This is a genomic window from Desulfovibrio sp. TomC, from assembly GCF_000801335.2.
In the GTDB taxonomy this organism is placed as follows: Bacteria; Desulfobacterota; Desulfovibrionia; order Desulfovibrionales; family Desulfovibrionaceae; genus Solidesulfovibrio.
Genome location: NZ_JSEH01000001.1, coordinates 194,959 through 210,041 on the forward strand (window position 1 = coordinate 194,959; position 15,083 = coordinate 210,041).

Below are 15,083 nucleotides of genomic sequence, written 5' to 3' on the forward strand. Positions count from 1 at the left end.
GTTTTTTCCTTGTCCCTGCCGAGGCTTGCAACCGTCACTGCACCCGGACAACGATGTAGCGGGCCAGATCCCGTAAAAAATCGGCGGCCTCGCCCACATACGGCTCAAGGGCGGCCACGGCGGCGGCTACGCGGTCCTCGGCCAGCCGGCGGCTTTCGTCAAGACCGATCATGGACGGGTAGGTGTTCTTGCCCTGCTCCCGGTCGCTGCCCACGGGTTTGCCCAGGGTGGCGGCGTCGCCGATCTCATCAAGAATATCGTCGACGATCTGAAAGGCCGCGCCAATGGCCTCGCCGTATTCCCGGGTTCGAGCCACACCCTCCTCGCCTGCGCCGGCCAGAATCGCCCCGCAGACACAGGAGGCCGTGATGAGCGCACCGGTTTTAAGCGTCTGCATCCGGGCCAGTTCGGCCAGGGTCACGCCCTCTCGGGCGGTGTAGTCCATGTCCAGGACCTGGCCGCCGACCATGCCGGCTGCCCCGGCGGCCCGGGCCGCTTCGGACAAGGCCGGCAGGACCAGTTCAGCGCCAACGCCCGGCCAGGCGCGGCCCATGCAACCAAAGGCCTCGGTCAACAAGGCGTCGCCGGCCAGGATAGCCCCGGCTTCGCCGTAAATCTTATGATTGGACGGCCGGCCGCGACGCAGATCGTCGTCGTCCATGGCCGGCAGGTCGTCATGAACAAGGGAATAGGTGTGAATAAGCTCGAAGCCGGCGGCAAAAGGCATGACCCTGGCCCGCTTGGCCTCGAAAAGTTCGGCAAAGGTCAGGCACAGGACCGGCCGCAGGCGCTTGCCGCCGGCCAGCAGGGAATATTCCATGGCGGAAAGCAGATTTTCCGGCACGCCGCGTTCCCGCATCCGCACACCGAACCGCTCCCGCAAATAAACCTCGACCTCGGCCGCCAACGCAGCCAACCGTTCCTTCACCGTCACAACGCCTCCCCGACCGGACCGGCAGCGCCGGTCCCCTCGTCGTCTTTCACGTCAAAGGGCCGCAACGTCCCGTCCTCGCCCGCCAGGGCGATTTCCATCCGGGCGGCCTCCAGCCGCTTGCGGCAGGTCCCCACCAGCCCCATGCCCTCTTTGTACAGGGCCACGCCCTTTTCCAGCGGCACGTCGCCGGCTTCCAGGCGCACGGCTATGCGCTCCAAACGCTCCAGGGCCTTTTCAAAGGATTCTTCTTTCACGCTCAAGGCTTTTCTCCAGCATCCGGCCGGTTTTCCGACACAACGGCCCGGACGCGGCCTTCATACACCATGATGTCGAGCTTGTCGCCGGGGCGCACATCGGCTTCCCGGCGCAGAAATTTCCCGGTGCGGGCAACTGTCGTCAGGCTGTAGCCCCGGGCCAGCGGTCCGGTCGGGTCCAGGCCGGCCAGATGCGCCTGGGCCAACTCCAGTCGCCGCTCACGGTCGGCCAGATACATCCTGGCTGCCGTCGTCAGTCGTTCCAGACGTCGGTCCAGGGTTTGCTCCCGGACATCCAGGCTCTGGGCGTCAAAACGTCGGGACACCCGGGCCTCCAGATCGTCCAAGCGCCGGGCAATGGCGTCCAGGTAGCCAGTCCCGGCCCGGGCCAGCCGCCCGGTTGCGCCGGCAAAGGCCTCGTCCAGCCGGGCCAGCCGCCGCGCCGGCGACAACCAGGACAGTCCCCGGGCCAAAACAGCCAGCTCCCGCTCCCGGGTCGCCAGGAGTTGCGAAGCCAGCCGGCGAAGGGCCATTTCGGCGTCATCCAGGCGCTGGGCCAACTGCTCGCGCTCAGGCCACAAGAGCTGGGCAGCATGGGAGGGCGTGGCCGCACGGACATCGGCCACCATGTCGGCGATGGTCACGTCCACTTCATGGCCGACACCGGTCAGGACCGGCACGGGCGAGGCAAAGATGGCCCGAGCCACGTCCAACGTGTTAAAAGCCCACAAGTCTTCCAACGAACCGCCGCCGCGGATGAGCACCAACACCTCGGCCCAGTCGTCGGCCACAGCCCGCAGCATGGCCCGCACGATGCCGGCCGGGGCGGCGTCTCCCTGCACCAAGGTTGGATAGACCCGGACCTGCGCCCCATGCCCGCGCTCGCGGCCGATACGGATAAAATCACGCACCGCAGCCCCGGCCGGGGCCGTTATGACCGCCACCCGGCCAGGATGCGGCGGCAGCGGCCGCTTCCTGGCCGTCTCAAAATAGCCCTTGGCCGCCAGATCCTTTTTGAGCGCCTCAAATTCCAGCCACAACCGGCCAGCCCCGACCTCCTGCACCACCTCGGCCACCAGCTGGTAGACGCCGCGCTGGGCATAGACCGTGAGCCGCCCGGCTACCATGATCTCCATGCCGTCGCTGAGCAGTTCCGCCAACGGCCGGTCCAGGACTTCGCCGGTCAGCGGATCATAGCGCTCCCCGCCCGCCGATACCCGGCCGGCCTGGGCGCCGCGAAACCAGACCACGGCCAACGAGGCCTCGGCGTCGCGCAAGGAAAAATAAAAATGCCCGGACCCCGGACGCGACAAATTCACCACCTGCCCGCGCACCCAGACAAAGGGGAACTCCGACTCGACCACGTCCTTCAAGGACCGCGTCAGCTCACCGACTTCAAACACATGGGGCATTAATTGTGTCCGTGAGACTGGGAGACGAACCGGGGGAGGGAACCTTTTTTTTGGAAAAAAGGGTTCCCTCCCCCGGACCCCCACCCTCCCCAAAAACTTTTCAAGGGGTTACAGGGGAATGGCCGGCCATTTGCGCCACTGCGTTAAGCCAGCAAAAGGTCAGTAAATCCTATCAATCGAAAGCACTTTGCAAAAGGGACCAGAGCCGCACAACACACCCTCCAGACAACCCTCGCGACACGAGCATTCGCTTCACTGCCGTGGCCCCACACATCTTCTCAGGTCTTCAGGGTCTGTATTCCCTAACCTGTCGTCATCACTCGCACAACCGTGCCCCCTGTCTGGTCGCTCTTGCGCGAACCTGTCGGCCCCGCTTCGGGACCGAGGGCAACTTGGGGTACGCCGTTGGGGCCGGTGCGACCGGCGCGCCAGCGACGGTCGTATCGGCCCCAACGGCGCACCCCATTCTCGGCAGTCACCCGCCGCAGCACATCCTCCCGACCCGCTTCCCGCACTCCCGCCGCCCCATCCGGGGGTCCGGGGGGATGATCCCCCCGGCAGGTCCAGGACAGCGTCCTGGCAGGGTCCGGGACAGCGTCCCGGCAGGGTCCGGGACAGCGTCCCAGTCTTCTCCTCCCCCCTACTCCAGTCCCCAGCCCTGATGGACGCCGGCACGCCAGGTGGCGAAGGCCTCGAAGAAACCTTCCAGCGAGAGTTCGCCCTTCTCATTGGTGCGGCGGTCCTTGGTTTCAACGATGCCGCGGGCCAGGCCTTTGCCGCCGAGCGTCAACTGGATGGGGAAGCCGATCAGGTCAGCGTCCTTGAATTTGACGCCGGGGCGTTCGTCGCGGTCGTCAAGGAGCACCTGGATACCGGCAGTGGTGAGCTGGTTGTAGATTTCATCGGCTTTGGCGTTGGCCGTGTCGTCCTTGGGGCTGAGATTGATCAGCGCCACTTCGAAGGGGGCGATGGGTGGCGGGAAGACAATGCCGGAGGCGTCGTTGTTCTGTTCGATGCAGGAAGCCACGATGCGCGACACGCCGATGCCGTAACAGCCCATGATCATGAACTGTTCCTTGCCGGCTTCGTCCAGGAAGGTGGCGTTTAGCGCCTGGGAATACTTAAGGCCCAGCTTGAAGACGTGGCCGACTTCGATGCCTTTGGTGAAGGTCAGCATCGCGCCGCATTTGGGGCAGGGATCGCCCGGGGCGACTTCGCGCAGATCGGCAAAGGAAACAATGGTCGCGTCACGACCGAGGTCCACGTGGAGCAAGTGGGCGTCGGCGGCGTTGGCCCCGACGATCCAGTCCGAGGCCAGGGAAAGTTCGCGGTCGGCGTAGATGGGAAGCGAAAGCCCCACCGGCCCGGCGAACCCGACTGGGGCGTTGGTGGCCTTGACGACCTCTTCCGGGGTGGCCAGCCGGATGTCTTCCTTGGCACCTATCAGGTTTTTGAACTTGATCTCGTTGAGTTCGCGGTCGCCGCGCACCAAAGCGGCCACGGGCTTGCCGTCGGCGATATAGAGCAGCGTCTTGACCACGGCTGCGGGGGCGGCCTTGAGGAAGGCGGCCACTTCCTCAACGGTATGGCTGCCCGGGGTGGCGACTTTCTCGGCCGGCGGGCAGGCCGGGACAGCGCCGGCAGGCGGACAAACGGCCTCGGCCTTTTCGAGGTTGGCCCCGTAGTCGCAGTCCGGGCAGGCCACGATGGTGTCCTCGCCGGTGGCGGCCAGGACCATGAACTCGTGGGAGAACGAGCCGCCAATGGCCCCGGAATCGGCGGACACAGCCCGGAACTTGAGGCCCAGGCGGGTGAAGATGCGGGCATAGGCCTCATACATGGCCCAATAGCTGGCATCGGCCCCGGCCTCGTCCTTATCGAAGGAATAGGCGTCCTTCATGACGAATTCCCGGCCGCGCATAAGGCCAAAGCGGGGACGGATCTCGTCGCGGAACTTGGTCTGAATCTGGTAGAGATTGACCGGCAACTGGCGGTAGGAACGGATTTCGTGGCGCACCAAATCGGTAACCACTTCCTCGTGGGTGGGTCCGAGGCAGGACTCTCGGTCGTGGCGGTCGACGAAGCGCAGCAGTTCGCGGCCGTAGAAATCCCAGCGGCCGGATTCCTTCCACAGGTCGGCGGGCTGCACGGCCGGCATGAGGATTTCCAGCGCCCCGGCCCGATCCATCTCCTCGCGCACAATGTTGGCGACGTTGTTGAGCGCCCGAAGCCCCAGGGGCAAATAGGTGTAAATGCCAGCGGTTAGTTTGCGGATCATGCCGGCGCGCAGCAGGAGCTGGTGGCTTATGACTTCGGCCTCGGCCGGGGTTTCCTTGAGGGTGGGGGCGTAGTAGCGGCTCAGTCGCATGCGGATTCCTTTTTTTCGGTAATAAAGCGTTCCAGTTCGTCCATAAAGGCCGGGATGAGGTTGGCGGCCCCGCGCACTTTGCCAAGCACCTCGCCCTTGCGGAAGATGATGCCGCAGTCGCGCCCGCCGGCAATGCCGATGTCGGCCTCCCGGGCCTCACCCGGGCCGTTGACCACGCAGCCCATGACGGCCACGGTAAAAATTTCAGGGACGCCGCGAAGGCGTTCTTCCACGGCCTCGGCCAGCCCGACCAGATCGATTTCCGTGCGCCCGCAGGTGGGGCACGAGATGATCTCCGGCCCACGGGCGCGCAACTCCAAGGAACGCAAAATCTCGTAGGCCACGCCGATTTCGGTCACCGGATCGCCGGTCAAAGACACCCGCAGCGTGTCTCCCAGGCCTTCGGCCAGGAGGATACCGAGGCCTACGGCGGATTTGACGGCCCCGCGCATGGGCGTTCCAGCCTCGGTGACGCCGATGTGCAGCGGATAATCGACCGTTGCGCCAAGCAGGCGGTAGGCGGCGATGGTGCGCAGCACGGACGAGGATTTAAGCGAGACCTTGATGTCGTAAAAGCCCCGGGCTTCGAGGAAGGCGATGTGTTCAAGCGCGCTTTCGACCATGGCCTCGGGGGTGGGGCCGCCGTGTTTCTTGAGCAGTTCCTTGGCCACGGACCCGGAATTGACGCCGATGCGGATGGGGGCCTTGTGCGCCTTGGCCGCGTCCACCACGACGTCCACAGCGGCTTCGGAGCCGATGTTGCCGGGATTGATGCGCAAGGCGTCAACGCCGGCCTCCAGGGCGGCCACGGCCAGGCGGTGGTCGAAATGGATGTCGGCGATAAGCGGCGCCGCAGCGCCGGCCCGAATGGCGACCAGGGCCTTGGCCGCGGTCTCGTCGAGCACGGCCAGACGTACGATCTCGCAGCCGGCCTCGGTCAGGGCCGCAATTTGCTCCAGGGTGGCGTCCACATCCCGGGTGTCGGTGTTGGTCATGCTTTGGACGCGCACGGGATTGTCGCCGCCGATGCCGACGGAACCGACTTGCACCGTCCGGGTCGGGCGTCTTGGAGCGAGAGGCGATGTTTTTTGCATGGGAAACGTGGGTTAGGTATTGTTGAACCGCAGCGGACGCCAGGGAAAACGCCTCCGGCCAACCGAGATGACTAGCCGCCCTGCCCGACGCCGGTGATGGCCAGACGCACCTCGTCGCCGCTTTTTTGGGCAACCGTGCCGTCGACACGGCAATCAGCGTCTTTTTTGCCCAGGGCGAAAAGCTTTTCAATGATGTCCTTGGCCGTGGCGTCGTCGCAAATCAGGTAGTGCTTCTTGTCCTTGGTTTCAAAGGACAGACAAATGGTTTCTTTCTGGGGATATTGCATAACGCCCGTCACCCTGCCGGTGAGGGACACGGTTTCAGCGGCCAATCCAGTCGCTGCGGTCAGAATCAGGACGACAGCCAGTATCCATACGCGCATCAATACAAACCTCCTTGACGCGACAGCGGCAACGCAGGGTCAGCGGGAAAGAGCATCATCATCGGCCGGGTCGGTCCGACCGGAGCCGGTGAGCAGCCACAGGAGCAGGCATACGGCTGCAACCCAATACAGCACATCCCGGCCAAGAAGCCAGCTGGCGGCATTGCGCAATCCTGGCGGCTCCAGGGTGAAAACCCGGCGCACCACGATATCGGGCACAAAATCCCCAAGCGGCCACTCCAGCCACAGCCCCTCCCGCCAAGCGACAAACAGCCGCATGGCCAGCAAGCCATACAGGGCCGCCAGACTTACCCACAGGCAGCCCCGGCCAAAGGTGTCGCCAGGAATTTTCATGCCGCCTCAACCTTGTGCGCCGTATCCGGGTGGCGGCACTATACGGATGGCGCGCCTGCCTGTAAACGGCTGTGCTGCAATGGCGGCATGTGGCCGCCCCTTTGCTGCAATGCACCATGGGACAGGCAACAAGGCTGGAGTGGGCATGTGGGCATGGCGCGCCGGACAAATTTAAAGGAATTGCCCCAGACTATTGCATGAAGTGCAGCCAAAAGGAAGGGCGGACGCCCCGTCAGGAGCTGGCAGGCTGACCAGCCAAATAAGCCAAGGCCTGTTCCCGGTCGGCAAACCGGGGGGCCTTGTCGGTGATGCCCAGGCGGTCGAGCACTCGCATGAAATTGTCGGCCAGACCAAACACGGCCGCCCGGCGGCCCGAGGCCAGACAGGCGTCGGCCAGAGTGAGCAGGATGTCAAGACCCGCGCCGTTTATCGAGGCATTGGGCGTAAACGCAAAAAGAATCGCCCGGGCTGCGTCCATCTCCCGAAACGCCCGGGTCAGAAATGGCTCGGTTTCGCCGGTGAGACTGCCCCGGATGTGGATGACGCCGACCTCCCCTTCCCTGGTGGCGGCCACATCGCCGTAACTGCCGGCCGATTCGACCATATCCAGGCGGGCTCCCGCCCGACTCAGAGCAGCTTCCAGGGTTTCCCGGCGGATGGGCTTGTCGATAAAATCCGTGGCCCGGAGTCCCAGGGCGGCCAGGGCCAGATCGGTGTCGCCATGGCCAGTGATGACAATGACCTCAGTGGCGGGTCGACGGGCTTTGATGGCTTTGAGGACCTGCAGGCCGTCCATGCCAGGCATCTTGATGTCGGTGAGCACGAGGGGCGGGGACTCGGCGTCAAAGAGGGCCAAACCCTCCTCGCCGCTGGCCGCAACCAGCACCCGATAGCCGTAGGCTCCGAGATAGAGCTCGAACATCTGAAGCGTGGGCCGTTCGTCGTCGATAACCAAAATGGTGCGCATAGGGGCTCCCGGACCGTCTCGCATGTGGCTGTTTGCTGGCTTGGGGCGGCGACGTCAAGCTCCGCGGCCGGGTCTGTCCCGGGCGGCCGGAAAAGTCAGTCGAAACACGCTTCCCTGGCCAGGGGCGCTGTCGACTTCAATTTCGCCGCCGTAATCCCTGACGATGCCGTAGGTTATGGCCAAGCCCAGGCCCATGCCCTGGCCGGTTTGCTTGGTGGTGAAAAACGGTTCGAAAATCTTGCGTCGCTCGGATTCCGGGATGCCGGTCCCGGTATCGGAAACAGACACCATGACCTGCCCGTTGACGCTTCGGGAGGTGATGGCCAGACGCCGGGGTCGATCCCGGCCGCGCGGATCAATCATGGCGTCGCGGGCATTGACCACAAGGTTGAAAAAGACCTGCTCCAGCCGGTTGGCGTGGGCCTTAATCGGGGCATCCGCCAGAAGGTCAAGCGTAATGTCGATCCCTTGCAAAGCCAATTCATGGCCGATCATGGTAAACACGCCACGAATTGGCTCGTTAATATCCACTTTCTCCAGCCTGGGTTCGGACTTGCGACCGAAATCGCGCAGATGGCCGATTATGCCCGCAGCCCGGTCCACCTGCTGGCTGACCTGCTCGGTGACTGTGGCCAAGGCCGCCGGTGTAGGAGAATTGCCGCTCTCCACCACCATCTTCAGGTAGTCGCTGCCGATTTTGATGGCATTGAGCGGCTGGTTCAGTTCGTGGGCGATGCCGGCGGACATCTCGCCCAGGGTCTTCATTTTGCTGGCCTGGATGAGCTGGGCGTCTTTTTCCACCAGCTCGGTGATGTCGGTGGCCGACACAATGACCGCATCGCGCCCCCGGTAGGCGATGCGGCAGGCGTGGACGTTGACGTAGAGCGGATTGCCGTCTTTTCGCACATGGCGCAGCTTGGGAAAAAGCACCCGGCCCGGGGCGTCGCGGTCGCGCAGATAGCCGGCCACGCCTCCGCCATCGGCTTCCGGCTCCAGATCGGCTACATTGCGGCCGGACAGTTCCTTGCGCCCGTAGCCGTACACCGCCTCGGCCTGGGAATTGGCATCGAGGATGCGGCCGCTCCCCGCATCGACCACAAAGACGGGATCGGGGTTGCTGTCGAAAAGGGAGCGGTATTTCTCCTCGGACTCACGCAACCGGCGGCGGTACAGGCGGATGCTCCAGATCATGTTGCTAAAGGACTCGGCGAGCTGGGCCACTTCGTCGCCGCCGCCGTCTTTGCGGTAGAACCGGCACTCCCGGCAGGTGCGGGAATTGACCAGACTGGAGGTCTCGGAATCGGCGCGATTTTGATCGAAATGCCAGCAGGGCAGATCCGTGTCGGCATAGGCTTGGCAGTGTTTGACGGCGTCGTCGGACAGGCCGAGCATGGCTTCGGGCGCATCCATACTGCCCCGGCTGATGGCGTCGGCAGCCTGGGTCAGCCGGGAAAGCGGCCGGGCCACGGCATTGGACAGGCGAAGGACAATGAGGAACATGACCACGGTGACGGCTGTGATAAAACCCAAAAAGGTGGTGCGTAGTTTTCCCACCAGGGAATCGATGTGGCTCTTGGACAGCCCGACATGGACTGCGCCCAGCGTGTAAATGCCTTCGCGCACGGGAACTGCAATGTCGATGGCCTGGGCGCTGTCAAAATCAACCAGATCAATGCCGTACTCCCGGTTCTCGGACAGGGGATTAATCTTGCGCAGGTCCTCGGGAAACGGCCGGATAAAGGTGTTGGCCAGGATGCGTCCTTCATTGTCCCGGATGAAAATGTAGGAAACCAGCACCTTGCGTTCGCCAAGTTGGGCCGCGTCGAACACCAAGCTGACCAGATTGGCCCGGTCCTTGTCCAGGATAAAGCCGCTGGCCCGTTCGGCAATGCTCTGGCCGATGGCCACGCCGCGCTGTTCGAGTTCGCGGTTAAGACTCGTCACCAAAATCCAGCGGGCCAGGATGGCAATGACGGCGCTGACCAGGAGCACCACCGCCATGGTGCCGCCAAACATCTTGAGCTTTAAGCTGACCCGTTGGGGAAACGGCATACGGTTACCGGTCGGATCCGACTGCGCCAGGGCCGCCTGCGCCGTCGAGTTCAGTGGGAACAGACGTCATCTTGGCCGAAGCCGCCAGGATCTCCTTGATGCGCCCCCAATCCGTGACCATCTGAAAGTGGCCGTGGTCAAACCGGGTGAAATAGACCCGTTCCAGGCCCTGATGGCGGTCTTTGGCGAAGCTGACTGGACTGGCGATGCCCACGGAAAAATTGGTGATGGATTCGATGGCGTCGAGGAAGTGTTCCCGGGTCAGTTCCCGACCGGCCCGGCGAAGGCCCTCGACCAGCACCCGGGCGTTTATAAACCCTTCCAAGCCGACCACATTGGGGCGTTCCTCGGGAAAGGAACGGGCCAGGAGCCGGGCGTAGTCCATAACCCCGGTCAACAACGCAGCCGCCTCAGGCAGATCCGGCGGCGGCGCCACCTGGGACATCAAAAGCGGCGTGTCGTCGCCGGGTCCGAGAATCCGGGCAATCTCGTCGGCTCCGACAAAGGAGACGGCATAAAAAAGACCCCGGTAGCCCCTGGCCCGGGCCAGCTTGATGGCCTTGGCGCAGGGACCGTAGGTGCCGATCATCACGATGGCCTGGGGATTGGCTTCCAAGAGACGCCCCACCCCCTCCTCCACGTCCATGGTGCCCCGGATGTAGGACCCACGGGCCACCGGGGCCAGCCCCAGGGATTTGAGCGCCATTTCCGTGCCCTTGAGTCCGTCAAAGCCGTAGGCGTCGTACTGATACAGCACAGCCACCCGGTCAAAGCCGAGATCGCTGACGAGATGGTCTACGGCAGCGGCAGTCTCCTGGTAATATGAGGCCCGGATGTTGACGATGTAGCGGCGAAACGGAAAACGCAGGACATCGGCCCCGGTGAAGCTGCCGACAAGCGGCACACGGGCTTCTTCCAAAAGCGGAATGATCTTGGCGGTGGTCGGGGTGCCGACGTAGCTGAACAGACAGAACACGCGGTCTTCGACAATGAGCTGTTGGGTGTTGGCCACGCAGCGCGGCGGGTCGTAGCCGTCATCAAGGGTGATGAGCTTGATGGTCCGCCCGGCCACCCCGCCGGCTTCATTGACGGCGTTTAGATAGGCCTGCGCCCCGTAAAGCGTCTGTTTGCCAAGATAGCTGGCATGGCCGGTGAGCGGCAGGGAACAGCCGATGGTCACGGTGTCGCTGGTGACGCCCGGGGTGCTGGTCGCACCTTTTTCAGGCGACGACTCTCCCGAACAGGCGGCCAGGACGACGGTCACGACGCAGGCGGCCAACACGGCCAAGCCTCGCATGCGGCGGGAAATTGGTGTGGAGATGCCCATGGCTGAGGATAGCAGACGAGGCCAGGGGTTGGTCAACCGGTGTGACGGGCCAAACGGGCCGGCCGGACCGGCCGCGCAAACCGCCGCAGTCGGGAGGCCGTGGCAGCGGCCTCCCGAAGCGGACGGAAGCGGGAACCTAACCGAGAACCCGAAGCGGACGCATGACCTTCGCCAGGAAGGCCTTGCGGCTTAAGGGCCGTGGTCCGGCGTCTCCGAACTGGACGTATTTGTAGTAGGCGCTGGGCGGGAACGGGCACAGGAAGATGACCCGCACCGAATCAGCGTCCACCAGCTCGGCCTTGGGGAACTTGACCTTGAGCTTTCCCAGGCGTTCCCGGGCCATGGCCAACATTTCGTCACGGTCGCCGAAGTTCATGGTGCCGGTGGGACAGGTCTTCACGCATGAAGGCACCATGCCGGCATGGATGCGGTCGTTGCACAGGTCGCACTTGTACATGAGCTTGGTGGCCGCATCGACGCGGGGAATGTCATAGGGACAGGCCTCGCGCACACCCTGGGCGTTTAAGCCCTTGCACTTCTCAGTAAACACCACGGCCCCGGTCTCAGGGTCCTGGACAATGGCGTCAGGGACTTCGGAATCACCGACCATCTTGCAGGGCGCATCCAGGCAGTGGCGGCATTGGTCCGGAAAGAACAGCCACTGGAACGTGTCGTCGATGGTGGTTTCGGTAAAGCGCACCACTTTGAGCGTCTGCCAGGACAGATCCGGCGGATTCTGGTGCGAACCGGTATTTTCCGTTTGCTCCACGGGTTTATTCTTCCACTGCTTGCAGGCGATCTGGCAACCCCGACAGCCGGTGCAGCGCGACAGGTCGACAAAGAAGCTCTTTCCATTCATGGCGTCGGTCCTCCCTAGGCCTTGCGCACGTTGACCATGAAGGCCTTGGTCTCGGGGATGCCCGTATTGGGATCGCCGACTGACGGACACAGGATGTTGGCCGAATCACCGCCGTTTTTGGGCCAGGTCCAGCCATAATGCCAGGGGATGCCCACCTGGTGGATGGTCTGGCCAAGCACGGTAAACGGCTGGATGCGTTCGGTGACGATGGCCTTGGCCCAAAGCGACCCGCGGGTGCAGTCGAGAATGACCTTTTCACCGTTTTTAATGCCGCGCATCGTGGCCAGCTCCGGGCTCATCTCGCAGAACATCTGCGGTTCCGCCTCAAGGAGCCAGGGAGAGTTGCGGGTCATGACGCCGGTCTGCCAGTGCTCGGTCACCCGGTAGGTGGAGCAGATAAACGGATACCGGGGATCGCAGGAGGCGTGAATGTCGGCCGGGCCGGTGAACTTGAGCGCCGTCGGGTTGTGCAATTGCTTGGAGAAGGGGTTCTCGGCAATGGGACACTCCAGCGGCTCGTAGTGCTCGGGCAAGGGGCCGTCGTTGCGGCCCGGGCCAAAGATCTGGCCCATGCCGTCGCCGGTCATGATAAACGGGAACTTGCCCTTTTCGGTGTCGGCCATGGGTGGCCAGGGACCGTCAGGCACATCGCCTTCCCATTTGCCGTTGACCCAGGCAATGACCGGCTTGTCCGGCTGGTAGGGCTTGCCTTGGGGATCGACCGAGGCACGGTTGTAGAGCACCCGGCGGTTGACCGGCCAGGCCCAGGACCAGGCCGGGAACAACCCGATCTTGGCCTGCATGGCCGTTTGGGACTTATCGCGCCGGGCGGACATGTTCTTGTCGGTGTAGGAACCGCAATAGACCCAGGTGCCGGAGCAGGTGGAGCCGTCGTTTTGCAGCAGGGCAAAGCTCGGCACCGGATCACCGGGCTTAAAGGTCTTGTCCGCGTCGCCGACCTTGAGGGTTTTTTCCGTGAGGAAATAGCCGTTGATGCGCTTGGCGACCTTGTGGGGATCGTAGATGTGGTTGGTGGCCACATCCCAATTGAGGTTTTTGATGGGATCGGGATAGGCCCCGCCTTCTTTGGCGTAAAGCTCCCGGATCTTTTCAAACAACTCATAGATAATATCGCCATCGGGCTTGGAGTCGCCGGACGGTGCCTGGGCCACATTGCGCCACTGCATCCAACGGCCGGAGTTGGAGATGGAGCCTTCCTTTTCAAAGGACACGGCGCACGGCAGATAAAAGACCTCGGTCTTGATCTTCTTGGGGTCCATGCCCGGGCCCTTCCAGAAGGAACCGGTCTCGGTCTCGAACATGTTGACCGTGACCATCCAGTCAAGCTTGGTCATGGCCTCACGGGTCTTGTTGGAGTTGGCGGTGCTGGCGGCCGGATTCTGGCCCCAGGCGAAAAAGCCCTTGAAGGCTCCGCCAAGCATGACGTCAAACAGCGACAGCCAGGAGTAGTCCTTGCCCGGCTCAAGCTTGGGCAGATAGGAATAGCCGGTGTCGAGATCCTGGTTGGGATACATCGACTTGATGAAGCTGGCCAGGTACTTGGGCCGGTTGCCCCACCAGTTGGCGCTTTGCGGTTCCTTGGTGACCGGGGTGTTCTTCTCGTTGTACTCGGCCAGGGTCTGCATCGCCGCCGTGGGCGTGGGGATGTAGCCGGGCAGAATGTGGAAGAGCAGCCCCTGGTCGGTGGAACCCTGGACGTTGGCCTCGCCGCGCAGGGCGTTAATGCCGCCGCCGGCCACACCCATGTTGCCAAGAAGCAGCTGGATGATGGACATAGCGCGGATGTTCTGTACGCCGACGGTGTGCTGGGTCTGGCCCATGGCGTAGAGCATGGTGCCGGACTTTTCCGGTTTGCCCGTGGCGGCGTAGGTCTGGTAGACCTTCTGCAAATCGGCCACCGGGGTGCCGGTAATAGCCGAAACAGACTTCATGTCATAACGGTCGTAATGGGCCTTCATGATCTGGTAAACGCAACGAGGATCTTTGAGGGTCGGATCCTTCTTGATGCGTCCCTGGTCGTCCTTGGCAAAGCTCCAGGTCGACTTGTCATAGGCGCGCTTCTCAGCGTCAAAGCCGCTGAACAGGCCGTCCTTGAAGTCGTACTTGTCGCCCAGGATAAACGAGGCATTGGTATAATTGACGACGTAGTCTTTAAAGATCAGGTTGTTGGCCAGGATGTACCGGATGAGACCGCCGAAGAAGGGAATATCGGAGCCGGACCGGAGCCGGGCAAACACGTCGGCATGCTGGGACGTACGGGTGTAGCGCGGATCCACGTGGATCATGGTCGCGCCCTTGTCCTTGGCCCGAAGCACCCATTTAAACGAGATGGGATGGTTCTCGGCGGCGTTGCTGCCGATAATGAAAATGCAATCCGAATTGACGATGTCGATCCAGTGGTTCGTCATCGCCCCGCGTCCGAACGACTCTGCCAGAGCCGCTACAGTTGCGCTGTGTCAGATACGGGCCTGGTGCTCAATGTAACTTAACCCCATGGCCCGGAGCATGGCCTGGTAGATCCAGCATTCTTCGTTGTCCATAGCGGCGGAACCGACCGAGGCGATGCCTTCGCAGCGGTTGACCACCCGGCCCTTGCTGTCCTTGGTCGTAAAGCTGCCGTCGCGGGCTTCCTTGACCTTGCGGGCAATGCGGTCGAGCGCCCAATCCCAGGATTTTTCTTCCCAGTTCTCGCTGTAGGGAGCACGGTACATGACTTTGAGAATACGGCGGTCGTTTTTCCCAAGCTGGTAATGGGACGCACCCTTGGGACACAGAGCGCCTTCGTTGATCGGATGGTCGGGATCGCCCTCAATGTTGACCACCCTCCCCTTGCCGTCCTTGTCCGTGCTGGCTATGAGCCCGCAGCCCACCGAACAGTAGCAGCACACCGAGGTGGTCTGCTTGGTGAACTTGAGTTTGGCCGCCTGCGCTTCAGCATAGGCCGGCTTCAGATCGAAGCCGAGTCCGCCGAAAGCGGTCACTGCGGTCGTCGCGCCAGCAATTTTCAGGAACTCTCGCCGGTTCCACTCCATGGTCCGTCTCCTTGCCGCTAGGCGTT

Annotated in this window: 12 protein-coding genes; all 12 read right to left on the reverse strand. The window is 63.0% G+C overall.

From position 1 onward, the window contains the following. Positions 1-34 precede the first annotated feature (34 nt). Entirely contained in the window at positions 35-934 is a 900-nt protein-coding gene (locus NY78_RS00980) for a polyprenyl synthetase family protein (RefSeq protein WP_043630584.1), read from the reverse strand. Then, positions 931-1,194 carry an exodeoxyribonuclease VII small subunit gene (gene xseB / locus NY78_RS00985; RefSeq protein WP_043630586.1) on the reverse strand — a complete coding sequence of 88 codons (264 nt, stop codon included), beginning with the start codon at positions 1,192-1,194 and terminating at the stop codon, positions 931-933. The genes NY78_RS00980 and xseB overlap by 4 nt, the downstream gene beginning before the upstream one ends. Next, the gene (gene xseA / locus NY78_RS00990; RefSeq protein WP_043630588.1) at positions 1,191-2,600 is read right to left on the reverse strand and encodes an exodeoxyribonuclease VII large subunit; all 1,410 of its coding nucleotides are present in this window, start codon (positions 2,598-2,600) and stop codon (positions 1,191-1,193) included. The genes xseB and xseA overlap by 4 nt, the downstream gene beginning before the upstream one ends. Positions 2,601-3,240: 640 nt before the next feature. Next, a complete protein-coding gene (locus NY78_RS00995; protein WP_043630590.1) occupies positions 3,241-4,968 on the reverse strand; it encodes a proline--tRNA ligase in 1,728 nt (575 codons plus the stop codon). Beyond that, the gene (gene ispG / locus NY78_RS01000; RefSeq protein WP_043630592.1) at positions 4,959-6,062 is read right to left on the reverse strand and encodes a flavodoxin-dependent (E)-4-hydroxy-3-methylbut-2-enyl-diphosphate synthase; all 1,104 of its coding nucleotides are present in this window, start codon (positions 6,060-6,062) and stop codon (positions 4,959-4,961) included. The genes NY78_RS00995 and ispG overlap by 10 nt, the downstream gene beginning before the upstream one ends. Positions 6,063-6,133: 71 nt before the next feature. Further along, positions 6,134-6,445: a hypothetical protein gene (locus NY78_RS01005; RefSeq protein ID WP_043630594.1), complete on the reverse strand. Its 312-nt coding sequence runs from the start codon at positions 6,443-6,445 to the stop codon at positions 6,134-6,136. A gap of 39 nt (positions 6,446-6,484) precedes the next feature. Continuing rightward, a complete protein-coding gene (locus NY78_RS01010; RefSeq protein WP_043630596.1) occupies positions 6,485-6,799 on the reverse strand; it encodes a hypothetical protein in 315 nt (104 codons plus the stop codon). A gap of 232 nt (positions 6,800-7,031) precedes the next feature. Beyond that, positions 7,032-7,766, reverse strand: a complete 735-nt coding sequence (locus NY78_RS01015; RefSeq protein WP_043630598.1) for a response regulator — start codon at positions 7,764-7,766, stop codon at positions 7,032-7,034. Between the two features lie 54 nt (positions 7,767-7,820). Further along, positions 7,821-9,818, reverse strand: a complete 1,998-nt coding sequence (locus NY78_RS01020; protein ID WP_043630600.1) for an ATP-binding protein — start codon at positions 9,816-9,818, stop codon at positions 7,821-7,823. Positions 9,819-9,822: 4 nt separating this feature from the next. Continuing rightward, positions 9,823-11,115 carry an ABC transporter substrate-binding protein gene (locus NY78_RS01025; RefSeq protein ID WP_043630602.1) on the reverse strand — a complete coding sequence of 431 codons (1,293 nt, stop codon included), beginning with the start codon at positions 11,113-11,115 and terminating at the stop codon, positions 9,823-9,825. 166 nt (positions 11,116-11,281) lie between these two features. Then, complete coding sequence (locus NY78_RS01030) at positions 11,282-12,004, reverse strand: 4Fe-4S dicluster domain-containing protein (protein WP_043630604.1); 723 nt, start codon at positions 12,002-12,004, stop codon at positions 11,282-11,284. A 14-nt stretch (positions 12,005-12,018) separates the two neighbouring features. Beyond that, positions 12,019-15,057, reverse strand: coding sequence for a formate dehydrogenase-N subunit alpha (gene fdnG, locus NY78_RS01035; protein WP_082139838.1), 3,039 nt, complete (start codon positions 15,055-15,057; stop codon positions 12,019-12,021). Positions 15,058-15,083: the final 26 nt, after the last annotated feature.